We start from the raw sequence: 25,370 nt of genomic DNA, 5'->3' as shown, positions 1-25,370 counted from the left end.
CAGGCAATGCTATTCTCACTTACAATGAGGAGCGTGTTTTTAAATATACCGTCTGCGCTTGAACGAGACATTCTTCTTGTAGTCTGGCATTGTTGAGACCTTTTGAATGTTGGCCCACGTTCCCTTGTAGAACGGAACCACGTTTCGATCTGTCCAGTCAGTAACAACGTCGCCAACGTTACCGTTATAATAACCAAACATCATAAAGGTATGACCGCGTTTCATGTCTGGTTCAACATAGGCCATGGCGAAGGTTGAGCCATAGTCGTTATAAACCTCAACGACGTCACCAGACTTGATACCGAGGTCCGCGGCGTCATTCGGGTTGATCTCAATTGGCGCCATCGGATAGCGATTGGTTCGAAAGTCAATATGTCGATCATGGTATGCGGTTTGCCATATGTGATTGGTGCGGCCGTTGTTGATCCAGAAGCGGTATTTCCTGCGTTGTTCGGCTACGGTTTCAGGGAATCCGTTCCATGGGGCGGGAAGGAAATGCGCCTTGCCATCACCGGTATTGAATTTATTGTCACTGTAGATAATTGCAGTGCCAATCAGTTTGTTATCCCTGTATTCCTTGACGGGTAGTTGCACGCCGTTATTGCCCATGTTGCGAAGTCGGGAATAGGTTACCAGATGACCGGTGGCGCCACCCTGACTATCGATCTCCTTTTTGTGCGCCATGCGGAAACCATCGTTGAAAGCATCTTCCTCTGTTTTCCAATCATAGCCTGAAAAACGCTCGGCCATTTTTTTGTTGCCTTCCTTTTCATACATGGCTTTGAGAGTGTTGGCAATATCAGCGGCAATCAAACAATCCGGTTTGGCTACACCCGGTGGTGACATGAATTTTTCTGACAGGCGCATCCTGCGTTCACCATTCATTGACGTCAGGTTCATTTCCCCCGGATGCGCGGCGGGTAACATAAGAAGAGATGCTTCGGCGAATTTCGTCGGGTAGAGATCCACGGTAGTTGTAAACAGCCCACCATGGTTTCTTACTGCGTCGTAAATCGCGTCGACAAGCCGTTCCATTGAACCGCCGCGGACTCGGGACATGGCCTCACGAACGATATTTGCCCGGCGATATAATGTAGCCCGATATTCCTGTGCGTTGAGCGTTGTCTGAAAAGCATTGCAACCCCAGACTGTCAGGCTTTGTCCGTTATTGTTCATGATTTCCTGATCAATGAACGGTGCAGGGCGCGGTCCGGGATAAGGCGGGCGTGTGTAACCTTCCTGATGTCCGCCAAGTCGGCAAACGCCGGTGCCACGACGGCCAACATTATGAGTGGCGAGTACCAGATCGACCAATGCTGACTGGATTCGATAATTGTCATTGCCCCAGATGATGCCCTTCTCGTATAAATGGGCTGTACGAGGGCGGTGGCCGGAAGGCTTCGGTTTGTAGGCCCATTCGGCGACTTTTTTCAAATCCTCAACGGATATGCCCGTGATCCGGCTGCATTCAGACAGACTCATTCGATTGGCTTCCAGTGCCTCGTCAAAGCCCGATGTATGATTGGCGATAAACTCTTTATCATGCCAGCCTTGATCCACGACATAAGTCAGTAGGCCATTGAACAATGCGGTGTCCGTACCAGGTTCGATGCGCAAATGCATGACTCTGTCTTTCCCGACGGTCTCCTCACATACGGCGACAGTCAGGGAGCGGCGTGGGTCAATGAAAATAAACCGGCCTGGCGCGGCGGTTTCACCCTTGAACCACTGTTTTTTCTTGTCCACGGTGGCACCCCGGAGATTGGGCAAGGCGTGCGCAAGAAAGAAGTTGCTCTGGGTCTCGTAAGCGTTGGCGCCGATAAAAACAATGGTATCTGCGACTTCGCTGTCTTCATAGCTGTTGTTCAGCTCGCCAATACCCATGTCACGGGTTGCATGGCACTCCGAGTTGTATGCGGGGCGATTATGCATTCTGACCATCTTGGTGCCGATTGACGAGAACATCAACTTACCGGTTCCCCAGGTGTTTTCAAATCCGCCCCCCGCGCCGCCATGGTCGAACATGTTAAACATGATTTGATCCGGACCATCCTGATCGAGAATGCGCTTTGTTACTCCGGCATAGATCTGCAGTGCCTGTTCCCAACTGATGTCGACCCAATCGTCGCCGGTAAACAGGCGGGGATATTTAAGCCGATCACGCGTGGCACCATCGGCTCGATACATGGCTGTTGCCATCTGTCCCCCTCGCGTGGAGGATAACCCCTGATTAACGACGCACTTCTTGTCGGGAACAATCATGATATTGTAGGTTCTGTTGTTTTCCTCGATCTGATTGACCATCGCTGGTGTTAACGTGGCCTCAAGGGGTGCCAACTGGCGACGAAAGTCGATGCCCAGTGCATTTTGATCGGGTGCCCGGCCGCCCTCATGATTGGCCGGCCATTTGTAGACATGGTAACCACAGCCCACGATACAGAAGTGACAGGTCATATTGGTTTTTTGGGCACCGACTGGCGGTAGCGGTATGCGATCAGTGAATTTGCTCATGAAACTTTCCCCTCATTGAATTCTAGATGGTGTTTGCCTGACGACCATAGATCAGACCGTCGACCCCGACGGCCTTGATGTCTCCGGTCGCAACATCATGGCTTAACAGGATACGCGGCAGATTTTCTGTTGCCTGGCCGGTTACCATTTGCCCGGTTTTTTCACTGTCAAACACACTGAAGTGGCAAGGGCATTTAAAGTTTCGGCTGTCCGTGTCGTAGCTCACCTGGCAGCCCATGTGGGTGCACAGAGTGCTGTAGGCGACAATGTCCTTGCCGGGTCCGACACCGCCCGGTACCGCATGCCCAATTCGTACCAGCATGCATGGCGAGGCCTTGTCCGGATAGGTGAAACTGACGGGTTTGTTGACCGCCAATTTGTTGGCATTGGCTACCGTGGTAATTGGATAATCCAGGGTGGTACCACCCGGCTGAACAGCCAGGGCGTCTTCAGACGGGGCCATACACCCCCCGGCCATGGTTGCTGTTCCGGCAGTCACCGCCCCGGCGCCGCCCAGTTTGAGGAATTCACGTCTGCTGAATTTTGACATAATTGATGACTCCCTGGGTTGGTGATGAATTACCTGATGAGGCCGGCATCGAACTTGTAAACCACGCCGATCGAGATCGAGGACGGATCATTTCCGAGGGCAGGGTTGACCGCCTGGCCGTGGCCGTAGTTATTGGCGGTGAAGTTCGCCTGCGGATCGTTGTCGGTACTGGCGTAGGCCAGATACAGCGTGGTTGCCTTGTCGAGGGCGTGGTCGTAACCCACGGCGATCTGACTGGCATCGCTGTTGGCCGCATCCGCATCGCTGCCGACATACTGGACCTTGAATACCCCGGTGCTCGTGGCCTGGTAACTGAGGCCGAGCGTGTAGCTGTCGCGATCACTGCCTGCCGTTCCCCCCATATCCGACTCGGTCTGATAGCCGCCGCCCAGGGTGAGATTACCCATGTGGTAACTGGCGGTGAGTGCGGTCGCGGTATGCTCCGGATTGCCGGGTCCCGTGCCCAGGCTGGTGTGCGCCGCGCCGAGCCTCAGGCCGCCATCAGAGGCATAGTTGAGTTTTACAATCAAGTGATCCTGATTGTCAATGCCGCTTTCGGGAACATACGCCACCAGGGCATCGACGCCGTTGCCCAGATCGGGGGTGGCATAGGCCAGTACGCCGTTGGCGCGCCCGGGAATGCCGGTGCCGCCCCAGATGTTGCCCAGATCACCGACCTGGTCGGCAAACAGGTTGAAGTCATATACCCACTGGTTCAGTACGCCCAGGCGCCCGGCCAGGACAGTGCCGCCACTGCCGGACAACCCGACGTAGGAATCGCGCGCGGTGCTGAACAGGTTATCGCTAGTGCCCGGGCCGTTGCCGTCATTCTCGCCCCGCCCGGTCAGATCGACGCCGGCCTCATACTGAAAGAGCAGGGTCAAATCGTTGCCCACGCCGTGCTGGCCCCTGAAGCCGAGTCGGGATGAATTGCTGGCCACATAGAGGTGGCTGTCGGCCCCGTTATCGTTGCTGTCCACCGAGAGATGGCCGACGCCGTAGATATCCAGTTCCAGTGCCAGGGCCGAAGCCGGGGCCAGGCATAACGCGGCCAGCACCGCGCCGCTAATCGGTCCGCGAAACATTGTGGTATGCATAAGAGGGATCCCCCTGTTGTTGTTCAGACAAAATTTTTTATCAGCGTGTTTGACTCAACGATTTGTTATAAAAATCGATCCGCCGGGTCACATCATTCCGGCTAGCAAGAGATAAACCAGAGAAAAACAGGCGGGAATTTGGCGGGGTGTTATCGTTGCGCAGCTTATTGATAGCTAACGATAAATCTGTCAATCGTAAATCTCTGGCAGAAACCGGTCAGTTACAGCGGTGCCTGTTCGCGAAGGAAATATCACCTGTTTGTCACATTGAAAAAGGCAGCAGGTTACCGACGGGTAATGCGTGAGCCGGATGTACGGTCTTGTTGCATCACGTCGGGTTGGCGGACCGGCGGGTTTTTACGGATGATAGACGAAGTGTCGACGCTTAAAGATCGTATTTCTTGCGTTTTTGCCACAGGGACTTGCGGCTGATGCCGAGCAGTCGGGCGGCATCGCCGATACAGCCGTCGGATTCGGTCAATGCCGTGGCGATACGACGCTTTTCCTCCTGTTCCCGGCCCTGTCGTAAACTGTTTGTGGTTTTGTTCGGGTGAGGTTCGTTGTCCAGGCCGAGATGCTCGACGTCGATGACCGGGGCGTCCGAAAGAATACAGAGGCGTTCGATGTGATGTTTGAGTTCGCGGACATTGCCGGGCCAGTTTCGCGCGGCCAGCACGGCCAGCGCGGCGTCACTCAGCTGGCGCGGCGGTTCGTTATGGCGCTCGCCGGCCTGTTGCAGAAACCGTTCGGCCAGCCAGACGATATCTTCCGGCCGTTCGCTCAGGGGCGGAATAGTGATTTGAATAACATTGATCCGGTAATAGAGATCCTCGCGAAACTCGCCACTTTGCACCCGGGCGTGCAAATCCTGGTTGGTGGCGCAGACCACGCGGGCCCGAAACGGGCTGGCGGTTTCACTGCCGACCGGGCTGAAAGTGCGTTCCTGCAGGGCGCGCAGCAGTTGCGCTTGTAGTTCCCGCGGCATATCGCCGATCTCGTCCAGAAACAGGATACCGTCGCCGGCGCGCTCGAAGGCGCCGCTATGGCTTTTGATGGCGCCGGTGAACGCGCCGCGCTCGTGGCCGAACAGTTCGGAGGCGGCCAGCGCCTCCGGCAGAGCCGCGCAGTTAACCGCCTCGAAGGGGGCATCGGGGCACTGTTGCGCGTGCAGCAGCCGCGCGGCGATCTCCTTGCCCACCCCCGATTCGCCCTGCAACAGCACGCTCGCTTCCGGGTAGCGCGCCACCCGGCTCAGGGTCGATTCGATCTCGCGCATTGCGCGGGACAGTCCCAGCTGCGGTTCGCCATCCCGTGGCGAGGCCGGCTGGCGGCAGACGGCGGCCAGTTTGTCGAGAAAACGGGGGATGTCTAAAGGCTTGGTCAGATAGTCGGCGGCGCCGAGGCGCAGCAACTCCACCGCCTGATCGATAGTGCCGTAGGCGGTGATGAAAATGGCGGGTGGTATCGGTTTTAATCGTTGCGCGAGCTGGCGATACAGATCGGCGCCATTGATGTCCGGCAGCCGGATATCGCTGACCAGGGCATCGCAGGGCTGTTCGGTGAGCCCTTCCAGTGCCGCCTTGCCGCTGGTGTACAGAGTCACCTCATACCCTTCCAGTTTCAGGCGTTCGACCAGGGACTCGCCCATGATCGGGTCATCTTCGATCAGGCAGATGCGGGCCATCTTCAGGCCACCTCCTTGCGGGTTTTTGTCAGGGGCAGGCGGACCCGGAAGCGGGTCAGGCGTGCCTGGCTTTCCACATCGATCTCGCCACCGAGCTGTGTCACTGTCTGATACGTCACCCACAGTCCCAGACCGGTGCCGTGGGGACGCTGGCTTTGAAACGGTTCAAACAGATGGGCGAGTACCGCTGCGGGAATGGGTTCTCCCGGATTGCTGACCAGAATCTGCAGCGCGTCATCATCGGCAGTCAGTTCGATGGTAATTTTATTTTTGGGAGGAGTGGCCTGGACGGCGTTCAACGTCAGGTTGAGCAGGATCTGGCGCACGGCGTTGGCCGGCAAGGGGAGTTCCCGGGGTAACTGGTTGTCCCAGTGGATGGCTTTGTTGACCGTGGCCGCATCGGCCTGTACCAGGGTGGCCACGTCGTCGATGTCCTGCTGGGTCAGCGGGCGGGTTTCCAGCCGGCTTTCCACCAGCAGGGCGGAGACCACGGTATGGATCTGTTGCAGGCCGCGTTCGATCAGGGCGAGGGTCCTGTCCGGGTCCCGTTGTCGGGACGGGGTGTGACGATAGGTATCGATCGCGGCAAATAATCCCCCCAGCGGATTGTTGACCTCGTGAGCGACGCCCGCCGCCATGCGGCCGATGGCAGCCAGGCGTTCCTGGGTTTTCGCCTGTTCTTCCAGCGCCTGCTTGTTGCGCAGATCCTCGAGCAGGAGTTTGAAACGTTGTCCGAGTTGCCCGATTTCGTCGCTGCCGGCATAAGTGGGGCATTGCAGGCGGGTGATATCGTCCCGGCCGATGCGTTCCATACAATGGCTCAGGCTGGTCAGTGGCGCGATAATGCGTTGCCCCCAGACCCAGCCGATTCCGATCAGTGCCAGTAACACCAGGCCGATCACCGGTGCTGCGCCGATCAGAATTTCCCGGAAGCGGTTCCAGAAGACACCCGTGGAAAAGCCGAGCATCAGGGTACCCACCTGGGCATCGGCCGAATGCACAGGGGCGATCAATAGTTGCCCGTCACGCCACTGGACGACCGGATTTTCCCTGTTCGACTCACTGTCGAGCCGGGCAAGCTCGCTGTCGATGTCGGCCAGGGCCACGCCCAGTGGAAAATGTTCCGGCTGGTTACTGGCAAAGATATGCCGCTGTTCATCCAGCAGCACGAGAAACGGGGCGGGAAAACCGGTCTTTGTTTTTCCGGCACCGGAGGGTTCACGCAACAGACTATAGGCCAGCCAGATATCATCGTGCCGGATGGCACGCGCCAGTACCGGTTCCATGGCGTGCGCCAGGCGATAGCCGGTGCGTTGCTGTTCTATCTGAATATTGCGGTAGGTCTGGTAGGCGACCGCGAGCGAGAATGCCAAGGCCGTGATAATGGCGACCACGGCCAGGCTCAGGGGAATCCGGAACCGGTAACTGGTGAGATTCATGCCGGCGAGACCAGTTCCAGTCGGCGCAATTTCTTCAGCATCCGGTGGATGCCGGCATACTGATCCGGTTGGCCTGCCACGAACCGATCCAGTGCGAGCTGTTCGAGCAGGACGCGACCCTCGTCATCCTCGTGCATGCGTAACAGAACCTCGGCGAGGCGCTGATGGATTTGCGGCGGTGTATCGACGTGGGTTACCAGTGGCGGAAATCCGAAAGCCGGGGATCGTTCCACTACGACGGCCTGTTCCGCATATTCAGGGTGACGCCGTTGCAGGGTCTCCCACACATAACTGTCCACCGCCCCGGCGTCGGCCAGGCCGGCGGCGACCGCCTCGATGGTATTGCGATGGCCCCAGGTAAAAAAAGTGCGCCGGAAAAAGTCCGGCTGGCGGGTGAGTGCCTCGCGCAGTCGGTACATTGGATAGAGGTACCCCGAGTTGGAATCGGGATCGGAGAAGGCAAACGAGAATCCGGCCAGGTCCTCGGCACGCTTGATCGAGTCGTGTTGCCGGCCCCGGATGATCAGCGAGTGATAACGGGGTTCGCCCCGGTAGACGGGAACGGCAAGCAGGCGCAGTTGCTCGGCATGCGCGATATAGGGATAACCGCAGACCCAGGCCGCATCCAGTTCGTGGCGCAGTAATAACCCGGTGATATCCCGATAGCGCGGTCGCTGCACGAATTGCACTTCACGGGTGAACTGTTGTTCCAGCCAGTCGCGCCAGCGGCGCAGGAAACGGCTTTGATCATCGAGGATCACCGGGGTCAGGCCGATACGAATCGGCGCGGGGTTGCCCGGTGCCGCTCGCGCGCCGGTAGTGGCCAGCAGCAGCCCGGCCGTGCGGATCAGAAATTGTCGGCGCGACGCTGGCATCCGTTTTTGTCCCTCCCCAGTCCCGGTGAATCGATGTTACCAAAACGTAACCCTCCTCAGTGTAGCAGAGACAATCCGGATTTCCCGGTGGCTAGCAGGTTTATTTTTGTCCGCGACAAGGGTGTTACCAAAGGGTAATACCTGGCTTCCCATGACGTTACCAGCCGGTGACTTCGCCGCTTTGCCAGACGATTAAGTTATTGAAATAAAAGATAACTTTTGTATGGCATGGTTTTTGTGAACGGTCTGGGCAGGTTGCATCAATGCCATTGGACAAATGGCGACAATCTCAAGGTGCGGCCGGCGAGATAACAACAAATCAAGTCAGAAAAGGGGGACGCGATCAGGTGAATTTGCAGGCGACATTCCCCGGGCAGCAGGAGACCCGCCGGCCGGCGGTGATCTGGCGGCGGTTGCACCCGCGTCACGGTTTGCGTCATGCCCAGGCCGTTTGTCAGGCCCTGCGCAGTCGTGCCGGCGAGTGTCAGGCGTGCCGCAGCGCCTGTCCGGTGGAGGCGATACAGCCGGGGTCCGTCACGCTGGAACTGGGCGATCAATGCCTGGGGTGTGGTCGCTGTGTCCCCGCCTGCCCGATGGGCGCGCTGGCGTTACCCGTTCTGCCGGAGCAGCCCGTGACCGGTCGCGATGCCCTGGAGATCGATTGCCGGCGTGTCCCGTCACAGCGGCAGGGCGGCCAGACCAACCGGATTCCCTGTCTGGGGGCGCTCGCTGTGGCGGATCTGCTCGAACTGTTTACCCGTGCCGACGGTCGCCCGTTGCGCTTGCTGGATCGGGGCTGGTGCGCGGCTTGTCCCGCCGGCGGGGCGGGGGCCCATCCCGCGCAGGCGGCGCTCGATACCGCCCGGCAATGGTTGACCCGGATGGGCGTGCCCGCGGCCCGCCAGCCTCAACTTGTGAATGCCCCTTTGAATCAATCCCGGGCCCTGCCGGCCACGGCGGAGGTGCTTGGCGAAGTGGTGCTGTCGCGGCGGGGTTTTTTTCGTGAGATCGCCCGTACGGCCCAGGACAAAAGTCAGCCGCCACCCCGGCAAGCTCCCGCGGCGCAGGTAGCGGCGCAGGCCTCGCTGGCTCGCGAACGCCAGCTGGCCGCGATCGAGCGGGTCGCCGGCATGACGGGCCAGGTGCCCCCCGCGACCGCCTGGCCACGGCTCGCCGTCAGGGCGGATCGCTGTGGCAATCACCAGGGCTGCGTGCGGATCTGTCCGACCGGGGCGTTGCGCGCCTATCGCACCGCGCACGCATCGGGCGTGCGGTTCAATGCCGCCGCCTGTATCGCCTGCGATCGTTGTGTCGAACATTGCCCCCGGCAAGCCCTGCACTGGACGGCGGAAAACAGGGCTGACGAGCCGGGGACAATCCCTACCCTGACATCACACAGCCGGCGCGAATGCGCCGGGTGCGGCGCCGAATTCAGTCCGCTTCCGGACGACACCAGCGGCGCCTATTGCCAGCCCTGCCAGCGGTCACGCCGGTTGGCGGCGGATGCCTTTACCCAATTGTTCGGTGCCCGGGAATGAACGCCGGCACCCGGTACAAACCGGCACAGCGGGCGATACCTGTGCCAATAAAACCAACCAGAGGAGAGAGCAAGCGTCATGAATATTTTTCAGAGTCTGATTAGCCGCCGGCGCTTTCTGCAGGCGACCGGCACCACGGCCGCCGCCGGCGCGGTCAGCAGCAGCGGCATGCTGTCGGGACTGCTCACCGAGGCGCAGGCCCAGGATACTGCCGGGGCCGCGACCGCGTCGGGTAAGGCGGTGATTACCAAAAACATCTGCCATCAGTGTCCGGCCCGCTGCGGGATCGATGTGTACACCACCGACGGGCGGGTACATGCGATCTGGGGGAGTTCGGAGCACCCCATCTCCAATGGCAAGCTGTGTCCCAAGGGGCCGCTTGGCACTTACATTCTTTATGACCCGGATCGTTACAAGGGTCCGATGAAACGGACCAATCCGAAAAAGGGCCGTAACGAGGATCCGAAATTCGTGCCCATCAGCTGGGAGGAGGCGCTGGACACGGTCGCGGCGCGCCTCAACAAGCTGCGTGACGCCGGTGAATCGCATCGCTTTTCGCTCTGTTTCGGTCGCGGCTGGGGGGCCGCCGACGCCGGTATCCTCGGGACGTTTGCCGAACTGTATGGCTCACCGAATGTGGGGATCGGCCATTCATCCATGTGTTCCGACGGCAGCGAGCTGAGCAAATACGCGACCGATGGCAACAATTCCTACAGCGCTTATGACTATAAGAATTCTAACATGCTGCTCATGTTTGGCGTGGGCTTTCTCGAGGCGTTCCGCCCTTATAACAACAATATGCAGGTCTGGGGGTATATCCGCGGGGAAAAGGTCCCCAAGACACGCATCACGGCGATCGATGTGCATATGAATACCACCCTGGCCGGCGCCGATCGTGCCCTGCTGGTCAAGCCCGGGACGGATGGCGCGCTGGCTCTGGCGATTGCCCACGTGATTCTGACCGAAGGGCTGTGGGAAAAATCGTTTGTCGGGGATTTTTATGACGGCGTCAACCGGTTCAAGCCGGGACAATACGTCGATCCCGGCAGCTTCAATGAAAAATGGGTGCGGGGTCTGGTCGACTGGTGGAACACCGAATTGAAGGATCGGACCGTCGTCTGGGCGGCCGAGGTTACCACCCTGTACGAACGCGACATTCTCGCCACCGCGCGCGAGTTCGGCAGCACGCGTCCCGCCATCGCTCTGTTCGAACGCGGCGTACACGCACATTCCAATGGCATCCTCAACGGCATGGCGGTGCACAGTCTCAATGCCCTGGTCGGCTCGCTGTTCGCCGAGGGCGGGTTGATGTACCAGATGGGACCGAGCTACGGCGCCCCGCCGGCCGATGCCGCCGATTACCTGGACGAGTATGCCAAAAACGGTCCGTGGCGCGACAAACCGCGTATCGATCTGCAGGGTCATGAAGACGGCTATCTGATGGCCAAGAACATGTTGCAGGAGCTGGGGCCCAATTCCCTGGCCGGCAAGCCCTACAAGCTCGATACCATCATGTTCTATCTGACCAATCCGATCTGGACCGCACCCAATGGCAAGGTCTGGGAGGATGCGCTGCGCGAGCTGTTCGTGATCGAGACCTCCCCGTTCCCCAGCGAGACGGCCATGTTCGCCGATCTGATTCTGCCCGAACACACTTACCTCGAGCGCCTGCAAGATGCGCCGACCTATCCGTTTCAGGGCTGGCCGATGGCGCAATTGCGGGTCCCGGCGATCAAGCCGCTGTACGACACCAGGTTCTTTGGCGATATGGTGTTTGAGATCGGCAAACGCATCAAAGGACCGATGGGTGACTATTACAAGGCGATGGATAGCTCGGAAAATCTGTTGCGCCATCTGGCCAAGGGGTTCGAGCAGGACCCGGGCGACAATGGTGTCAATTCCTTCGAGAGCTGGAAGGAAAAGGGAGTCTGGTACAAGAAGCGTTATCTGTGGCGTCAGATCGATGGCGATTTTTTCGAATGGGACGGCAGCGGTTACAACAAACCGATGCGCCCCGAAGCGGTCAAGGCGGAGTTGTTCAAAACCGTCTCGGGCCGGTTTGAGTTCCGTTCCTCCTGGCTGGAGCAACACGGCGACTGGATTGCCGACAAGACCGGACGCGATCAAAACAAGTTGATGTTCCCGCACTGGGAAGAACCAAAGCATCCCGGCGGCGGCGATCTGTATATGGTCACCCCCAAGGTCGCCCTGCATGCCGAGGGACGCGGCGGTAATCTGCCGGTGGCCATCGCCAACATGCAGCCGGCACTGGGGGGTCGCAATACCGTGTATATCGAAATCAATCCGGTGACCGCCAGGGAGCGGGGCATCGACGACGGCGATCGGGTCCGCATCAAATCGGCGATCGGCAGCATCGAAGGTTTTTGCAAGTACTTCGAGGGCGTACGCCCCGACACGCTGGTCTTCCCGATGGAACACGGGCACTGGGCACACGGTCGCTGGGCCAAGGGGCGTCTCCCCGGTCACAGTGGCGAGATTACGGTCAACCAGTCCGACCGCATTACCGGCCAGTGCAACTACTACACCACCAAGGTCAGCATCGAGCGGGCCTGACAAGTTAAGGAGATATGACGATGGCAAAATGGGGAATGGTCATTGACCTGGATAAATGTACCGGTTGCCAGGCCTGCACCACGGCGTGCGCCATGGAAAACAACCGGTTGCCCGGCGAAAACTGGCAGGACGTGCTGTTCTATACCGAGGGGACTTATCCGAACGTCAGCATGAAGTGGTTTCCGCGCCCGTGTTTTCATTGCGAAAACCCGTCCTGTGTCTCGGTCTGTCCGACCAGGGCGACCTACAAGGATCCGGAGGGCGGCTTCGTGCTGATCGACTGGAACAAGTGCATCGGTTGCAAATATTGCCAGGTTGCCTGTCCGTACGGCGTACGCTTCTTTACCGACGAGAAAGCCGTGGTCCAGCCGGATATTCGCGACGTGTTTCCGGCGAAGGACGATCGGCAATGGGATCCGCCGTATAAAGGACCGCAGGACGATCCCTCGCGGGGTATTGGTATTCAGCCGCATGGCGTGGTGTCCAAGTGCACGTTCTGTTATCACAAGGTGTCCAAAGCGCCCGAGGGCGTGGCCGATCTCGATGAGGATATTCCCGAGCTGAAAGAATATGTTCCCGGCTGCGTGCGGGTCTGTGCGCCCAAGGCGCGGTTCTTCGGCGATCTGGATAATCCGGAAAGCTACGTCAACAAGCTGATCGCCGATAAACGCGGAGTGCGTTTGAAAGAAGAGACCGGCAACAAGCCCCAGGTGTATTACCTGAGTGGCGGGGCGGCCGCTGCCGTGCCCGGTCTGCGCAGCATGAAAGACAAATCCTGAGGGGCGTTATCATGATCAATACAAGCAAATCCAATCTTGTTTTCATCGTTGCGATTATCGGCCTGATCGTGACGGCCGCGCTGGTGCTGTTCAATCTGGTCAGCCAGGGGCACGCGGCCTTCAATGGCAGTAATCTGGGTCTGCACTGGACCTTTCCGATCGTGGTGTATGACTACTTTCTGCTGACCTCAACCGGACTGGCCATGATTGCCAGTCTGATGCTGATCTTCGGCGGCGCGCATTGCCAGCCACTGGTACGCCGCTGTCTGTGGCTGGCGGTGGCCGGGCTGGTCGGCGGTGTTTCGGTGCTGGCGCTGGAGCTGGGTTACCCCGTGCGCGCGATCTGGGCAATTCCCACCAGTTTTGCCGTCACTTCGCCGTTGTGGTGGAAGGTGATGTTTGTTATCGCCTATGTGGTGGTGTTGCTCATCACGGTCAATCTGTTGCGCAAACCCGGCGAGTGGCCGGCGGCAGCGCGCACTTCGGCGATTCTGTTGTTACTGGCCGCGCTGGGTGTGACCGGGATTGCCGGTGTAGTGTATGGCTCGATGACCATGCGTCCGTTCTGGTCCAGCGGGGATGTGCCGGTGGCGTTCATTTTCGAATCGTTGCTCGGCGGCCTGGCCTTTGCGATCTTTTTTTCCTATCTCGCGCACGGATTCAGTCAGGAGCGCATGAGCGCGCCGCTGCGTGATGTGCTGACCGGTATGTTGCCCAAAGTGTTTGCCCTGGCGATTTTCGTGCACCTGATGTTCGTCGGGGCGCGGGCGCTCATCGGCCTCTATAGCAATGCCGAGGGGCTGCAGGTCTGGCAATACCTGGCCGGGACATCGCTGTTTCATATCGAGCTGTGGGCCGGGCTGGTGCTGCCGCTGCTGTTGATGCTGAGCCCGGGGCTGCGCAGCAATGCGGGCAGCCAGACACTGGCGGCCTTGCTGGTGATGATCTCGCTGTTTATCGCCCGTTATGACTACATCATCGGCGGCCAGCTGGTGCCCATGTTCAAGGGCGCCTGGGCGCCGGAGCTGCTGAGCTATGCACCGTCGTTCACTGAGTGGATGCTGCTGTTAATGGCGATTTTCCTGGCCAATGCTATCTACGTGTGGGGTGAGAAGAAATTTGATCTTTCCTGGTGCAAACAGGCCTGAGCATCAACAGTTGAGATTTGAGGAGGGAATTGAATGAGTATAACCCATGCCGAATTCTGGCTGTGTCTGGCGCGCGCGTTTCTGCCCCCGACGGACAGAGCGTTTCAAACCGCGTTGCGGGAGGAACTGGTCGACGATCTGGCCGCCCTGGCCGGCGAGCTGGATTACCCGCTCGACGAGGAACTGGCCGCGCTGCGCCACAGCCTGGCCGGTGTCGACGGCCCCGAGTTGCTGGTGAGTTACAGTCGCCTGTTTCTGGTGCCGGGCGAGGAGCACCCCAACATTAATGCCGGGGTCTATATCGACGGCACTCTGCACGGTGACACGGTGCGTCGTCTCACCGAACGTTACCGCGCGTTCGGCCTGGCCAGGGACGAGGCCTTCGCCGATCTGCCCGACCATGTGGCGGTGCAGCTGGAATTCGTGGCGCGGTTGTATGCCGGCGACGGCGATGGCGATGCGCCCGGGTTTCTCGCTGACTTTGTTCAGCGCTGGGCTCCGTTGCTGCACGAGGATCTGCGCCAGGCCGAAAGCCGCTTCGAGCTGGCGGCCAATCCCTGGTTGGCGCTGGCGCAGGTGATCGACAAGGTCGTAGCCCTCGAAGCACCGGCACCGCAGCCCGCGCCGGTGGAGGAAGAGGACGAGATCCTGCGCCTGCGTCGCCAGTATGCCGGGCGCAGTCCGGATGCCGCCGATCTGGAGACCATCCGCGCGGCGCTCGAGGCCCAGGGTCTGGATACGGCGCATCTGGCGGTGCCGGTGGCGGAGCGTGATGCGCAGGAGGGGTTGGCGCGATTACAGGTCCCGGAAGTGCCGCAACACAAGATCCGTTCTGGCGGAGCAAGACGCTAACCGTCGTGATGACCCGGGGGGCATGCGCCCTGCTGGTCTGGTTATGCAGTCCCGTGCCGGTACTGGCCGAGATGGATGCGGAGCAGTACCAGTCACGCGAGGGGGCGCCAACGGCCGAAGAACGGGAACGCCTGCGGGCTGAAATCGCGGCCGAACGGGAGGCGGCCCGCCGGCGGGAAGCCGCCGAACAGGCCGAGCGGGAAGCGGCCCGGCAACGTCGCCAGGCAATAGAAGCGGCGCAACCCGCGGGGCGGCGCCTGTATGAGCGCCGTTGCCTGGGGTGTCATGCGCCGGAGGCGCTGGCGCAGACACGGCATACCCGTCCCGGCTGGTATCTGACTATCGCGCGCATGCGCTGGCTGAACGGCGCGGCGGTGAGCGGTAAGGAAGCCCGGGTGATCAGTGGCTATCTGACCAAACAGCAGCCGCTTGAGGGCTGGCAACGGCCGGGGGAATACGGATTGATCGCCCTGTTGCCGCTGGGCCTGGCGGGGGTTGGTTATGGCGGTTATCGCTGGTACCGGCGGCGCGTCAACCGGCACAGGGCAGCAACAACATCAACATAACGGGACAGCGATGAGTGAGACATTTCTGGAGGACAATTTTGGCAGGCGGATTGATTATCTGCGCCTGTCGGTGACCGATCGTTGCGATCTGCGCTGCAGCTATTGTCTGCCGAAAGGCTTCAGGGACTTCGGGGAACCCGATCACTGGCTGAATTTCGAGGAGATGACCCGCGTTGTGCAGGCTTTCACCGAACTGGGCGTGCAGCGGGTCCGCCTGACCGGTGGCGAGCCGCTGGTGCGCCGCGATCTGCCGCTGCTGGCGGGGCAACTGGCGCAACTGCCGGGGCTGACGGATCTGTCGTTATCGAGCAATTGCACGCGCATGGACAAACTGGCGGGCCCGCTGTATGAGGCCGGGGTGCGGCGCCTCAATGTCAGCCTGGACAGCCTGCGCGAGGAGGTCTTCGCGCGTGTGACCGGCGGCGGCAAATTGCACAAGGTGCTGCGGGGCATCGAGGCGGCGCAGCAGGCGGGGTTTGCGCCCATCCGGATCAATACCGTGGCCATGCGCGGCGTCAACGACCAGGAGATCGAAACCCTGCTCGATTTTTGTGCCGCCCGCGGCTTCACCCTGCGCCTGATCGAGACCATGCCCGTGGGGTCGACCGGGCGCGACGCGCTCGAGGATTTCGTCGATCTGCAAACGGTCAAGCGGCGCCTCGAGCAGCGCTTTACCCTGACCCCGGATGTGCAGCCGGGCGGGGGCCCGGCACGCTATTATCGGGTGGCCGGCAGCGACACCCGCATCGGGCTGATCACGCCCCTGTCGCAACATTTTTGCGACACCTGCAACCGGGTCCGCCTGAACGCCGAGGGGACCCTGCACCTGTGTCTCGGCCAGGAGCACAACTACCCGTTACGCGACGTGTTGCGCCGGGGCGCGGGTGTGGAGGACCTGAAAGACCATCTGCGTACCGCGATTACCCTCAAGCCGCAGCGCCATGAATTTCGCGAAAAACCGTCCCAGGTGGTCCGGTTCATGGCGATGACCGGCGGTTGAGCCGGCTGGCACATTGGCACTGATCCTGTCGGGATCACGAAGACCATACACCATTGCCGGCAGCCGCTTCGCCGCGGGCCGGGACCTCCACCCCGGCGCCCACCACTGTACTGGTTTCGCATCACTTACTTTATATCCTCAATCAGGCATGTCAGGTGGATTACCTGTGAACCCCATTCGGACTCTCGAAATCTATGACATAAATCAGTAATATATGGTTGACAGAATATATGATTGGCCGTATATTCTGACCATGTCCATTGACGCCGACACCCTGTTCAACGCCCTGGCCCACCCCCTGCGGTTGCGCGCGCTCCTGCTGCTGCAGCAGGAAGGGGAGTTGTGCGTGTGCGAATTGACCCATGCGCTGGGCGTGTCGCAACCGATGATTTCCCGCCACCTGGCCCAGTTGCGCCAGGCCGGGGTGGTCAGCGACCGCCGCCGGGGGCTGTGGGTTTATTACCGGTTGCATGACGCCTTGCCTGAGTGGGCGCAGCAGGTGTTGACGGCGACCAGCGAGGGGATTGCCGGGCAGGGGATTTATGCGGCGGATCGCGCGGCCCTGGCGGCCATGCCCGATCGTCCGGAGATTGCCTGCTGCGGTTGATCCTGATCCTTTCCACTTTTGTTTTGCCAGGGAGAACTGAATGAATCTGTTGTTTCTGTGTACCGGCAATTCCTGCCGTTCCCAAATCGCCGAAGGCTGGGCGAAACACCTTGCGCCTGAAGGGTGGTCCGTCGAGTCGGCCGGCATCGAGGCGCATGGCAAGAACCCGCGCGCCATCGCGGTCATGGCCGAGGCGGGGATCGATATAGCCGCGCAGGAATCCACCAAACTGATCTCCGGGATGCTGGAGCGTGCCGATTACCTGGTGACGGTCTGCGGCCACGCCGACGAACACTGCCCCGTTGTACCGGCCGATACGCGTAAAGAACACTGGCCGCTGGATGATCCGGCCAAAGCCACCGGCAGCGAGGATGAAATCATGTCGGTATTTCGCGCGACTCGTGACGATATTCGCCAGCGGGTCGAAGAACTGATTCAACGTCTCAAGGCGGAACAATGAGTGCACAATGCGAAACCACCGCGAAACAATCCGCCGGCGCCGGGATGGGTTTTTTCGAACGTTATCTGACCGCCTGGGTGTTTCTGTGTATTGTGGTCGGCATCAGTCTGGGCCACTTTTTCACCGACACGTTTCAGGCCATCGGCGCGCTGGAGATCGCCCGGGTCAATCTGCCCGTGGCGGTGCTGGTCTGGTTGATGATCATCCCCATGCTGTTGAAAGTCGATTTGCGAGCTCTCAAGGGCGTGACGCAACACTGGCGCGGCGTGGGCGTGACGTTGTTCGTCAACTGGGCGGTGAAGCCGTTTTCCATGGCCTTGCTCGGCTGGTTGTTCATCGGCTGGTTATTTCGTGACTGGCTGCCGGCGGATCAGATCGACAGTTATATCGCCGGGCTGATCATCCTGGCGGCGGCGCCCTGCACCGCGATGGTGTTTGTCTGGAGCAATCTTTCCGACGGCGAGCCGCACTTTACGCTGTCGCAGGTGGCGCTGAACGATGTGATCATGATCGTCGCCTTCGCGCCGATCGTTGCGCTGTTGCTCGGCCTGTCCGCGATCACAGTGCCGTGGGAGACATTGTTGCTGTCGGTGCTGGTTTATATCGTTATTCCGTTGATTATTGCCAACCTGTGGCGCAGCTGGCTGCTGAACCATGAACACGGCTATCTGCGTCTGCAGCGGGTGCTCAATATTATGCATCCGGTCTCACTTGTTGCATTGCTTGCAACGCTGGTATTGCTGTTCGGCTTTCAGGGGGAGCAGATTCTGGCGCAGCCGTTGATCATCGCACTGCTGGCGGTGCCGATTTTGATTCAGGTGTTTTTCAATTCGGGGCTCGCCTATCTGCTCAACCGCGCGGTGCGTTCGCCACACTGTGTGGCCGGGCCCTCGGCGTTGATCGGCGCGAGCAATTTCTTCGAACTGGCCGTGGCCACCGCGATTGCCTTATTCGGCTTTCAGTCGGGTGCCGCCCTGGCCACCGTGGTGGGCGTGTTGATCGAGGTACCGGTGATGCTGCTGGTGGTCAAGGTGGTCAACCGCAGCCGCCACTGGTACGAGTCGCGCGAAGGGGTGGTCCCGCATGAGCAGTGTTGCCCGGCCGGCCTGCATACGCACGGAGGGCACTGATACCGATGTTTAATGCACTTGCTGATTTGATTGTTTACCAATGGTTCGGCCTGAGTGCCGACAGCCATGCCGGTGCGGCGCTGCATTTTTTCGTCATGGATACGACGAAGATCTTCGCCATGCTGATGATCATCATCTATATCATGGGCCTGCTGCGCGCGCTGATGTCGCCGGAAAAGGTGCGTGACTACGTGCGTGGCAAGCCCAAATGGATGGCGCGTTCCTCGGCGGTGGGCCTGGGCGCGGTGACGCCGTTTTGTTCCTGCTCCTCGGTGCCGCTGTTTATCGGTTTCGTCGAGGCGGGTGTGCCCCTGGGGGTAACTTTCTCGTTTCTGATCGCCAGCCCGATGATCAACGAGGTCGCCGTGGTGATCCTGATCGGTATTCTCGGCTGGAAACTGACGCTGATGTACGTGGCAGCGGGGCTCACGGTCGCCTATGTCGGCGGCATGATCATGGAACGCTTCAAACCCGAACGCTGGGTGGAAGACTATGTCTGGAAGATCCAGATGGGCGAGACTGCGGAGGTCGAAGCCGAGACCTCACTTGCGGGTCGTCATCGCTATGCCTGGAGCGAGGTAAAAGAGATCGTCGGCCGCCTGTGGAAATGGGTGGTGGCGGGGATTGCCGTGGGCGCGCTGTTCCACGGTTACGTGCCCGAAGGCTGGGTCACCGAACATCTGGGCGGCAAGGACAACTGGCTGGCCGTGCCCGGCGCGGTGTTGCTGGGTGTGCCCTTGTATTCCAACGCCACCGGCGTGATCCCGGTAGCCGAGGCGATGCTCGGCAAGGGCGTGGCCATCGGTACCACCCTGGCCTTTATGATGAGTATTGCCGCGTTGTCGCTGCCGGAGATGATCATCCTGCGCAAGGTGATCCGGTGGCCGGCGCTGGCGCTGTATGCCGGCGTGCTGGCCATCGCCTTCATGCTGGTGGGCTGGGGCTTCAACCTGTTCGCACACTGATCAAACAAGGAGCGTACCATGCGTTACACGGATCGACGCGCTGGCCACGCACAAGTGAACACGACATTCTGATTCAAGCAAGCAAGAGGAAACCCAAATGCAAGAGGAAACCCAAATGCAAGAACAACCGCAATTGCACTCATCCATCGTCGCCATGGTCTCGCTGGCGTCCGGTATCGCGTCCAATCACCCGGCCATGGGCCAGTGTCAGTTGCAGCGGCTGCGTGATATAGGCGTGCCGGAACACCAGATCGACGCCGTGATCGAGATCGCCCGACATATACGCGACGAGGCGGTCGAGAAACTCGATACCGCGTTCGACGAGCAATCCGCCCAGGCTAAAACCGCTGTTATAGCAGAGTCCGAAGAGAGTTGCGGCTGCACCCCGACTGCCAGTGGCCAGTCCTGCTGCTGAACGGGGCGCAAGATGATCGACGTCACTGCGGCATGGGAAAACCACCGGGAAACTGTCGTACAGTTCCTGCGGCGCCGCCTCGCCAGCGAGGCCGATGCCGAGGATCTGGCTCAGAAGACCTTTTTGCGTCTTTTTCGCTGCCATACCGTTTCATGAGATGAATCAACTTACAATGGAGACAGATTATGTCAGACAACAATCATGATGCGATTCGCAGCACAGTACGCGAGGCCTACGCAAGTGTGGCGGAGGGCGGCAGCGGTTGCTGCAGCGGCGACAATGGCTGCGGTTCGCAGCCCGAGTCGGTTGCCTCCCAACGCCTCGGCTATTCGGACGAGGAGTTGGACGCGGCTCCCGACGGGGCCGACCTTGGGCTCGGCTGCGGCAATCCCCAGGCCATCGCCGCCTTGCAGGCCGGGGAGACGGTCCTGGATCTGGGCAGCGGGGCCGGTTTCGACTGTTTCCTCGCCGCCCGGGCCGTCGGCGACTCCGGCCGCGTGATCGGCGTGGACATGACACCGGAAATGCTGGCAAAGGCACGGGAAAATGCCCGCAAGGGTGGCTATCGCAACGTGGATTTCCGCCTCGGCGAGATCGAACATCTGCCGCTGGCTGACGCCAGCGTGGAGGTGATCATTTCCAACTGCGTGATCAATCTTTCGCCTGGCAAGGCGCAGGTGTTCCGCGAAGCCTACCGTGTGCTCAAGCCGGGTGGGCGTCTGGCCATCAGTGATGTGGTGGCAACGGCGGAGCTGCCCGAGGAGGTTCGTCGCGATCTGGCCCTGTACACCGGTTGCATGGCCGGTGCCTCGTCTATCGACGAGCTGGAGAGGACGCTGCGCGAGGCCGGCTTCGAAGCTGTTCGTATCGCGCCAAAAGACGAGAGCCGGGAGTTCATCCGTGATTGGGCACCGGGACGCGGTGTCGAGGCATATGTTGCTTCGGCGGTGATTGAAGCCAGCAAGCCTTGAAGTCCGGTTCCCCGGGGCAGGGAAGCCCGATAATCTGCGCGGCGCACTTTCCGGGTGTTGTGCGTTCGTATAACGTCATCAATCAATCAGAGGAAACGCAATTATGAAAAATATCAAGGTACTCGGCACCGGCTGCGCCAACTGCAAGCGCACTCTGGCGCTGATCGAAGACACGGCCAAAGCCAAAGGTGTCGAGGTGGAGCTGGAAAAGGTCGAGGAGATCGGCGCGATCATGGGCTACGGCGTCATGTCGACCCCCGGCGTGGTGATCGACGGCAAGGTGGTGCATGCCGGCGGTGTGCCGGATCGCAAGACCGTCGAGGGCTGGCTGGGTTGAGTGCTGTCGGAACAACAAGGAATCTATCATGAACAATCCCGTTCGCGTGTTATTCGTTTGTGACGGCGGCTCGGCCCGCTCGCGGATGGCCGAAGGCCTGTTGCGCGCCGCCGGCGATGAGTTCGAGCCCTGCAGCGCGGGGATCGAAGCCGAAGCAGTCCCATCGGAGGCCGGCGAGGTGATGAACGAGATCGGTATTGATATCGGTACGGAACCGACGCCGGCGCTCAATGACTTCGAGGAGAAGCAATTCGATTATGTGATCGCGTTGTGTGACGAGGCAAACACCGCCTGCCTGTCGTTCTCGCGCGACGCCCATAATCTGCACTGGACCTGTCCCGATCCGACTCTGATGCAGGGCGGTCGGGAACAACAGCTGGCGGCCTGGCGCGCTGCGCGTGATGCGCTCAAACGTCAGATCGACAACTGGCTGGCGGAAGTCAGGCAATAATACCCTGCCCCCAGACGGCAAAGGAGAAGCAGATGCTGGAATACGAAATCACCGCCACACGCATCGACGCCCACGGCAGCACGGTGCACTGCAAGGACGTCGAGCTGGTCATCGATACCGATCTCAAGGGCCGGGCCGATGCGTTGAATCCGGCCGAATTGTTGCTGGCCGCCGTCGCCGCCTGCATCCTGAAGAACATGGAGCGCATTGCGCCCATGATCGAGTTCGAGTACCGGAGCGTGACCGTCAGGGTGCACGGCGTGCGTCAGGACTCGCCGCCGAAGATGCAACGCATCGACTACACGATCGAGATCGACACGGAGGAAAGCGACCGCCGACTCGAACTGATGCACGAGAACATCCGCAAGTACGGTACCGTCTACAATACCGTGGCGCCGGGTACCGAACTGTCCGGCACGCTGCAGCGCGCGGGGGAGGCGATGTGATGCTGCACATCGTGCGCTTCGAGGGCCGTTGACCATGTTCACAATGCCATCATCGATTTGGAAATCCAGAGTAGGGGGCTGGATGTTGCTGCTGGTGCTGGTCGCCCTGCCCGGAACCGGCGCAGCCGGCCCGTGGCATGCCGCCGAACAGAACACCAGTGGTTGGTACTACATGACGCCCGATGAGCGTATCGAACACCAGCGTCGCATGCGTGGTTTTAAAACCTACGAGGAATGCAAGAGCTACCAGACCGAGCAGCACGCGAAAATGGCGCGGCGCGCATTGAAAGAAGGTGTCGTATTGCAGCCCAGGCCGGATTCCGGTTGTGAACAACTGCGGCAGCGGGGCCGGTTTGAATGAACAAGGGGCCTGGCGTGCAGTGGCGCAGGCGCTTCACGACACTGGCGCTGACATTGATCTTGCCGCTGGCGGTGGTGTGGTGGGCCTTCCCCGAGGGGCTGACGCCGTGGCGCAGCGCTGCCATCGTCACCGCCTGGGCGGGCACGGCCCTGTTGGTGGTGAACCTGCTGCTGATGGTGCGCCAGCCGCACCTGGCGCGCTTGCTCGGCGGGCTGGAGCCGGCGTATTTATGGCATCACCGCAGCGGCATGGCCGCGTATCTGTTGTTATTGAGCCATCCTCTGACCCTGGCTGTGGATGGTTGGTTCGAGGCGCCGCATCGGGCCTGGGAAATTCTCGCTCCCTGGGCGCAGTCGTGGCCGGTATGGCTGGGCTGGCTGGCCTTGGTGCTGCTGATGTTCGGCCTCGCCACCACCTTTGCGCTGCGCCTGCCTTACCGTCGCTGGCGTGGTTTTCACTTCGCCCTGGGCCTGGGCGTGGTGTTCGGTCTGGCGCATGTCTATGTGCTGTTGGGCGAAGTGATCCTGCTGCTGCTGTTGATCGTGCTGGCGCTGCTGGCCCTGGGCTGGCGGCTGATCGCCAGCGACCTGGGTGTCGCGTCCTTGCCGTATCGGGTGTCACAGGTCACGCGGCAGGTTCCCGGCATGATCGAGGCCACGCTGACGCCGGCGGCCACCGCGCTGGCGGTCACGCCTGGGCAATTCGTGCTGGTCGCCTTTGGCGATGGCACGCACTTTCGCGGCTGCGGCGAATATCACCCCTTCACCGTGAGTGGTGTCGCCGAGGATGGCACGATCAGCCTGGCCATCAAGTCGCTCGGCCCCTGCTCGCAGCACATCCAGGCAATGGAGCCAGGCGTGCGTGTGCGCCTACAGGGGCCGTTCGGCACTTTTTTACAGGAGAGCGCAATGGCACCGCAATTGTGGGTCGCCGGCGGCATCGGCATCACGCCGTTTATCGCGGCGCTGCGGGCGCAACCCCGCACCCGGCACACCACCCTTATTTATCTGTTTCGCCGGGCCGCGGATGCCGCCTTTCTCGAAGAGTTGACAGATTACGCTAACAACGATCCGCACTTTATCCTGCACGCGGTAGAGACCGGCAAGATGCCGGCGGATTTTCCTCACCTGCTGCAACAGGTCGATGAGCTCGCGCAACACGAGGTCAATATATGTGGGCCGGCGCCCATGGTCAACGCGCTGCTGCCGCACTTGGGCAAGAGCGGCGTCGATCCAGAAATGATTCATTATGAGAGATTCGATTTCCGATGATGCGTAAACTGTTTATCGTGTCCACCCTGTTGTTCTGGATCGCTGTGGCCGGCTTCTGGGCGGCCGATGTCTGGTTGCCCGAACCAATGGGGGAGGGAACGAGTGCGACGGCCGCCGGCAAGCACTACACGCTTGCGGAACTGGCCGGGCACGATCAGGCCGATGACTGCTGGATGGCCATCGACGGCGTGGTCTACGACTTCAGCGCCTACCTGCCACAGCATCCCGCCGCCCCGGCCGTCATGCTCGCGTGGTGCGGCAAGGAAGCCAGCCAGGCCTTTCACACCAAAACCAAAGGGCGGCCGCATTCCAATTATGCGAGCCAACTGTTGCCGCAATACCGCTTGGGGTTGTTGCGCGGGGAGTGAATTCATCGCCATGAAACAAGGCGACAATGCATTGCTGCAACTGCGCGACATCACCCTGGCGCTGGGTGGTCACGCGCGGCTGAACGGTCACGTTTGCGGATTAATCGTTTGTGACGACGTGTCGGTCATGTCAATCCGCATCACCGATCTGATCCTCCGGTGCTTCCAGCAGCCAGACCAGCAGCGCGGTCATCTCTTCAATGGATAACGGGTTGTCCAGCGACGTGGCCGGCACGCCACGCACGCCGCCATACAGACGCGCGGCGAAGATTTCGCGCGGCTCGTTGCGGGCCTGCCGGAACAGGTTGTAGGCGGGGTTTTCCCGATCCTGATACGGGTGATGATGACAGGCCAGACACAGGGTCTCGTACAGCTTGCGACCGGCGGCGAGGCGGGCCGGGGTGATCGCGGGATCGTCCCATTCGGGCAGGGACAGGGGATAGTCCCGCATCAGCGTGCGCAGGTTATCCCGCAGTCGTTCCAGGTTGTCCTGGCGGTAAGCGTCTCTCAGCGTGGCGACCCGGGCCAGCAACCGCGCCGGTGCCACGCCGCGTTCCTGCGCCTGCTGGCGGGCCAGCATCCCCAGCAGGCTCAGGCTGCTTTCGAGTCGCGCCCGCAGACCGCGGCGGTGCAACGGCCGGGTATCGGCCGCCCGCAACTGTTCCACATCGCCCCGCATCACGGCGATCTCCGCGGCGAAGCGCCGGCCGTGTTCCCCCACGGCGTGGGCCGGCGCAAGGCCGATCAGCAGCAGGCAGGCCAGCAGACAACGGCACCACATCGGCTCAGATCACGATCGCCCGATCGGCGCTCAACAGCTCGTCGACGATCTGATCCCAGTCATCGCGCGTCAGCGTCGGGTCGGTCAGGTTCCAGCGATAGAAGTTGTAATGGGGTTCGAAGTAATTGACTGCCTCGTCCATAGTGGTGCGATCGGGAAACAGTCCGCTATCGAGTATGGCGATATTCATGGGT

At 60.5% G+C, this 25,370-nt stretch carries 28 protein-coding genes; 20 read left to right on the top strand and 8 right to left on the bottom strand.

Annotation, left to right across the window (positions count from 1 at the left end):
* Positions 1-39: 39 nt before the first annotated feature.
* The 6 genes from U5J94_RS13305 to U5J94_RS13280 all read right to left on the bottom strand — a co-directional run bounded on the left by U5J94_RS13305 (position 40) and on the right by U5J94_RS13280 (position 8,156).
* The gene (locus U5J94_RS13305; protein WP_322566106.1) at positions 40-2,511 is read right to left on the bottom strand and encodes an arsenate reductase (azurin) large subunit; all 2,472 of its coding nucleotides are present in this window, start codon (positions 2,509-2,511) and stop codon (positions 40-42) included.
* A 22-nt stretch (positions 2,512-2,533) separates the two neighbouring features.
* The gene (locus tag U5J94_RS13300) at positions 2,534-3,061 is read right to left on the bottom strand and encodes an arsenate reductase (azurin) small subunit (RefSeq protein WP_322566105.1); all 528 of its coding nucleotides are present in this window, start codon (positions 3,059-3,061) and stop codon (positions 2,534-2,536) included.
* Between the two features lie 29 nt (positions 3,062-3,090).
* Positions 3,091-4,158 (bottom strand): porin, encoded by a 1,068-nt coding sequence (locus U5J94_RS13295; protein WP_322566104.1) that lies wholly within the window; start codon positions 4,156-4,158, stop codon positions 3,091-3,093.
* A gap of 385 nt (positions 4,159-4,543) precedes the next feature.
* On the bottom strand, positions 4,544-5,842 hold the full coding sequence (locus tag U5J94_RS13290) for a sigma-54 dependent transcriptional regulator (RefSeq protein WP_322566103.1): 1,299 nt from the start codon (positions 5,840-5,842) through the stop codon (positions 4,544-4,546).
* Positions 5,843-5,844: 2 nt separating this feature from the next.
* Entirely contained in the window at positions 5,845-7,281 is a 1,437-nt protein-coding gene (locus tag U5J94_RS13285) for a HAMP domain-containing sensor histidine kinase (RefSeq protein WP_322566102.1), read from the bottom strand.
* The gene (locus U5J94_RS13280) at positions 7,278-8,156 is read right to left on the bottom strand and encodes a PhnD/SsuA/transferrin family substrate-binding protein (RefSeq protein WP_322566101.1); all 879 of its coding nucleotides are present in this window, start codon (positions 8,154-8,156) and stop codon (positions 7,278-7,280) included. Before U5J94_RS13280 ends, U5J94_RS13285 begins: the two co-directional genes overlap by 4 nt.
* Positions 8,157-8,419: 263 nt before the next feature.
* On the opposite strand from U5J94_RS13280, the gene U5J94_RS13275 reads away from it, so the two are divergent.
* The 20 genes from U5J94_RS13275 (at position 8,420) to U5J94_RS13180 (ending at position 24,395) form a co-directional block, all read left to right on the top strand.
* Positions 8,420-9,694, top strand: coding sequence for a 4Fe-4S binding protein (locus U5J94_RS13275; protein WP_322566100.1), 1,275 nt, complete (start codon positions 8,420-8,422; stop codon positions 9,692-9,694).
* Between the two features lie 78 nt (positions 9,695-9,772).
* A complete protein-coding gene (locus tag U5J94_RS13270; RefSeq protein WP_322566099.1) occupies positions 9,773-12,268 on the top strand; it encodes a molybdopterin-dependent oxidoreductase in 2,496 nt (831 codons plus the stop codon).
* Positions 12,269-12,288: 20 nt separating this feature from the next.
* On the top strand, positions 12,289-13,047 hold the full coding sequence (locus U5J94_RS13265) for a 4Fe-4S dicluster domain-containing protein (protein ID WP_322566098.1): 759 nt from the start codon (positions 12,289-12,291) through the stop codon (positions 13,045-13,047).
* An 11-nt stretch (positions 13,048-13,058) separates the two neighbouring features.
* Positions 13,059-14,195: an NrfD/PsrC family molybdoenzyme membrane anchor subunit gene (gene nrfD, locus U5J94_RS13260; RefSeq protein ID WP_322566097.1), complete on the top strand. Its 1,137-nt coding sequence runs from the start codon at positions 13,059-13,061 to the stop codon at positions 14,193-14,195.
* A 33-nt stretch (positions 14,196-14,228) separates the two neighbouring features.
* Positions 14,229-15,047: a molecular chaperone TorD family protein gene (locus U5J94_RS13255; RefSeq protein ID WP_322566096.1), complete on the top strand. Its 819-nt coding sequence runs from the start codon at positions 14,229-14,231 to the stop codon at positions 15,045-15,047.
* Positions 15,048-15,055: 8 nt separating this feature from the next.
* The gene (locus U5J94_RS13250; protein ID WP_322566095.1) at positions 15,056-15,613 is read left to right on the top strand and encodes a hypothetical protein; all 558 of its coding nucleotides are present in this window, start codon (positions 15,056-15,058) and stop codon (positions 15,611-15,613) included.
* A 10-nt stretch (positions 15,614-15,623) separates the two neighbouring features.
* The gene (moaA, locus tag U5J94_RS13245; RefSeq protein WP_322566094.1) at positions 15,624-16,613 is read left to right on the top strand and encodes a GTP 3',8-cyclase MoaA; all 990 of its coding nucleotides are present in this window, start codon (positions 15,624-15,626) and stop codon (positions 16,611-16,613) included.
* A 214-nt stretch (positions 16,614-16,827) separates the two neighbouring features.
* A complete protein-coding gene (locus U5J94_RS13240; protein ID WP_322566093.1) occupies positions 16,828-17,220 on the top strand; it encodes a metalloregulator ArsR/SmtB family transcription factor in 393 nt (130 codons plus the stop codon).
* Positions 17,221-17,260: 40 nt separating this feature from the next.
* Positions 17,261-17,680: an arsenate reductase (thioredoxin) gene (arsC, locus tag U5J94_RS13235; protein ID WP_322566092.1), complete on the top strand. Its 420-nt coding sequence runs from the start codon at positions 17,261-17,263 to the stop codon at positions 17,678-17,680.
* Positions 17,681-17,724: 44 nt separating this feature from the next.
* The gene (arsB, locus tag U5J94_RS13230) at positions 17,725-18,810 is read left to right on the top strand and encodes an ACR3 family arsenite efflux transporter (protein WP_416224229.1); all 1,086 of its coding nucleotides are present in this window, start codon (positions 17,725-17,727) and stop codon (positions 18,808-18,810) included.
* Positions 18,811-18,815: 5 nt separating this feature from the next.
* Complete coding sequence (locus tag U5J94_RS13225) at positions 18,816-19,775, top strand: permease (protein ID WP_322566090.1); 960 nt, start codon at positions 18,816-18,818, stop codon at positions 19,773-19,775.
* A gap of 115 nt (positions 19,776-19,890) precedes the next feature.
* Positions 19,891-20,190, top strand: coding sequence for a hypothetical protein (locus tag U5J94_RS13220; protein ID WP_322566089.1), 300 nt, complete (start codon positions 19,891-19,893; stop codon positions 20,188-20,190).
* Positions 20,191-20,202: 12 nt separating this feature from the next.
* On the top strand, positions 20,203-20,346 hold the full coding sequence (locus tag U5J94_RS13215) for a sigma factor (RefSeq protein WP_322566088.1): 144 nt from the start codon (positions 20,203-20,205) through the stop codon (positions 20,344-20,346).
* A gap of 29 nt (positions 20,347-20,375) precedes the next feature.
* Positions 20,376-21,161 carry an arsenite methyltransferase gene (locus U5J94_RS13210; protein ID WP_322566087.1) on the top strand — a complete coding sequence of 262 codons (786 nt, stop codon included), beginning with the start codon at positions 20,376-20,378 and terminating at the stop codon, positions 21,159-21,161.
* A 103-nt stretch (positions 21,162-21,264) separates the two neighbouring features.
* Complete coding sequence (locus U5J94_RS13205) at positions 21,265-21,498, top strand: thioredoxin family protein (protein WP_322566086.1); 234 nt, start codon at positions 21,265-21,267, stop codon at positions 21,496-21,498.
* 28 nt (positions 21,499-21,526) lie between these two features.
* A complete protein-coding gene (locus tag U5J94_RS13200) occupies positions 21,527-21,949 on the top strand; it encodes an arsenate reductase ArsC (RefSeq protein WP_322566085.1) in 423 nt (140 codons plus the stop codon).
* 32 nt (positions 21,950-21,981) lie between these two features.
* Complete coding sequence (locus U5J94_RS13195; RefSeq protein ID WP_322566084.1) at positions 21,982-22,395, top strand: OsmC family protein; 414 nt, start codon at positions 21,982-21,984, stop codon at positions 22,393-22,395.
* 43 nt (positions 22,396-22,438) lie between these two features.
* The gene (locus tag U5J94_RS13190; RefSeq protein WP_322566083.1) at positions 22,439-22,756 is read left to right on the top strand and encodes a hypothetical protein; all 318 of its coding nucleotides are present in this window, start codon (positions 22,439-22,441) and stop codon (positions 22,754-22,756) included.
* Positions 22,753-24,027 (top strand): ferredoxin reductase family protein, encoded by a 1,275-nt coding sequence (locus U5J94_RS13185; protein WP_322566082.1) that lies wholly within the window; start codon positions 22,753-22,755, stop codon positions 24,025-24,027. Before U5J94_RS13190 ends, U5J94_RS13185 begins: the two co-directional genes overlap by 4 nt.
* The gene (locus U5J94_RS13180; protein ID WP_322566081.1) at positions 24,024-24,395 is read left to right on the top strand and encodes a cytochrome b5-like heme/steroid binding domain-containing protein; all 372 of its coding nucleotides are present in this window, start codon (positions 24,024-24,026) and stop codon (positions 24,393-24,395) included. The genes U5J94_RS13185 and U5J94_RS13180 overlap by 4 nt, the downstream gene beginning before the upstream one ends.
* A gap of 130 nt (positions 24,396-24,525) precedes the next feature.
* Here U5J94_RS13180 and U5J94_RS13175 read toward each other — a convergent pair whose 3' ends face one another.
* Both U5J94_RS13175 and U5J94_RS13170 read right to left on the bottom strand, forming a co-directional pair.
* Entirely contained in the window at positions 24,526-25,176 is a 651-nt protein-coding gene (locus U5J94_RS13175) for a cytochrome c (RefSeq protein WP_322566080.1), read from the bottom strand.
* Positions 25,177-25,180: 4 nt separating this feature from the next.
* A complete protein-coding gene (locus tag U5J94_RS13170; RefSeq protein ID WP_322566079.1) occupies positions 25,181-25,366 on the bottom strand; it encodes a hypothetical protein in 186 nt (61 codons plus the stop codon).
* Between the last annotated feature and the right edge of the window lie 4 nt (positions 25,367-25,370).

Source organism: Thiohalophilus sp., from assembly GCF_034522235.1.
GTDB lineage: Bacteria > Pseudomonadota > Gammaproteobacteria > UBA6429 > Thiohalophilaceae > Thiohalophilus.
Note: the sequence above shows the minus strand (reverse complement) of the source record. Positions and strands in the feature narration are given on the sequence as shown.

Bases quoted from the DNA above. Each gene is read 5' to 3' on its own strand.
- U5J94_RS13305 (WP_322566106.1), bottom strand. From the start codon at position 2,511: ATGAGCAAATTCACTGATCGCATACCGCTACCGCCAGTCGGTGCCCAA.
- U5J94_RS13300 (WP_322566105.1), bottom strand. From the start codon at position 3,061: ATGTCAAAATTCAGCAGACGTGAATTCCTCAAACTGGGCGGCGCCGGG.
- U5J94_RS13295 (WP_322566104.1), bottom strand. From the start codon at position 4,158: ATGCATACCACAATGTTTCGCGGACCGATTAGCGGCGCGGTGCTGGCC.
- U5J94_RS13290 (WP_322566103.1), bottom strand. From the start codon at position 5,842: ATGGCCCGCATCTGCCTGATCGAAGATGACCCGATCATGGGCGAGTCC.
- U5J94_RS13285 (WP_322566102.1), bottom strand. From the start codon at position 7,281: ATGAATCTCACCAGTTACCGGTTCCGGATTCCCCTGAGCCTGGCCGTG.
- U5J94_RS13280 (WP_322566101.1), bottom strand. From the start codon at position 8,156: ATGCCAGCGTCGCGCCGACAATTTCTGATCCGCACGGCCGGGCTGCTG.
- U5J94_RS13275 (WP_322566100.1), top strand. From the start codon at position 8,420: ATGCCATTGGACAAATGGCGACAATCTCAAGGTGCGGCCGGCGAGATA.
- U5J94_RS13270 (WP_322566099.1), top strand. From the start codon at position 9,773: ATGAATATTTTTCAGAGTCTGATTAGCCGCCGGCGCTTTCTGCAGGCG.
- U5J94_RS13265 (WP_322566098.1), top strand. From the start codon at position 12,289: ATGGCAAAATGGGGAATGGTCATTGACCTGGATAAATGTACCGGTTGC.
- nrfD (WP_322566097.1), top strand. From the start codon at position 13,059: ATGATCAATACAAGCAAATCCAATCTTGTTTTCATCGTTGCGATTATC.
- U5J94_RS13255 (WP_322566096.1), top strand. From the start codon at position 14,229: ATGAGTATAACCCATGCCGAATTCTGGCTGTGTCTGGCGCGCGCGTTT.
- U5J94_RS13250 (WP_322566095.1), top strand. From the start codon at position 15,056: ATGACCCGGGGGGCATGCGCCCTGCTGGTCTGGTTATGCAGTCCCGTG.
- moaA (WP_322566094.1), top strand. From the start codon at position 15,624: ATGAGTGAGACATTTCTGGAGGACAATTTTGGCAGGCGGATTGATTAT.
- U5J94_RS13240 (WP_322566093.1), top strand. From the start codon at position 16,828: ATGGTTGACAGAATATATGATTGGCCGTATATTCTGACCATGTCCATT.
- arsC (WP_322566092.1), top strand. From the start codon at position 17,261: ATGAATCTGTTGTTTCTGTGTACCGGCAATTCCTGCCGTTCCCAAATC.
- arsB (WP_416224229.1), top strand. From the start codon at position 17,725: ATGGGTTTTTTCGAACGTTATCTGACCGCCTGGGTGTTTCTGTGTATT.
- U5J94_RS13225 (WP_322566090.1), top strand. From the start codon at position 18,816: ATGTTTAATGCACTTGCTGATTTGATTGTTTACCAATGGTTCGGCCTG.
- U5J94_RS13220 (WP_322566089.1), top strand. From the start codon at position 19,891: ATGCAAGAACAACCGCAATTGCACTCATCCATCGTCGCCATGGTCTCG.
- U5J94_RS13215 (WP_322566088.1), top strand. From the start codon at position 20,203: ATGATCGACGTCACTGCGGCATGGGAAAACCACCGGGAAACTGTCGTA.
- U5J94_RS13210 (WP_322566087.1), top strand. From the start codon at position 20,376: ATGTCAGACAACAATCATGATGCGATTCGCAGCACAGTACGCGAGGCC.
- U5J94_RS13205 (WP_322566086.1), top strand. From the start codon at position 21,265: ATGAAAAATATCAAGGTACTCGGCACCGGCTGCGCCAACTGCAAGCGC.
- U5J94_RS13200 (WP_322566085.1), top strand. From the start codon at position 21,527: ATGAACAATCCCGTTCGCGTGTTATTCGTTTGTGACGGCGGCTCGGCC.
- U5J94_RS13195 (WP_322566084.1), top strand. From the start codon at position 21,982: ATGCTGGAATACGAAATCACCGCCACACGCATCGACGCCCACGGCAGC.
- U5J94_RS13190 (WP_322566083.1), top strand. From the start codon at position 22,439: ATGCCATCATCGATTTGGAAATCCAGAGTAGGGGGCTGGATGTTGCTG.
- U5J94_RS13185 (WP_322566082.1), top strand. From the start codon at position 22,753: ATGAACAAGGGGCCTGGCGTGCAGTGGCGCAGGCGCTTCACGACACTG.
- U5J94_RS13180 (WP_322566081.1), top strand. From the start codon at position 24,024: ATGATGCGTAAACTGTTTATCGTGTCCACCCTGTTGTTCTGGATCGCT.
- U5J94_RS13175 (WP_322566080.1), bottom strand. From the start codon at position 25,176: ATGTGGTGCCGTTGTCTGCTGGCCTGCCTGCTGCTGATCGGCCTTGCG.
- U5J94_RS13170 (WP_322566079.1), bottom strand. From the start codon at position 25,366: ATGAATATCGCCATACTCGATAGCGGACTGTTTCCCGATCGCACCACT.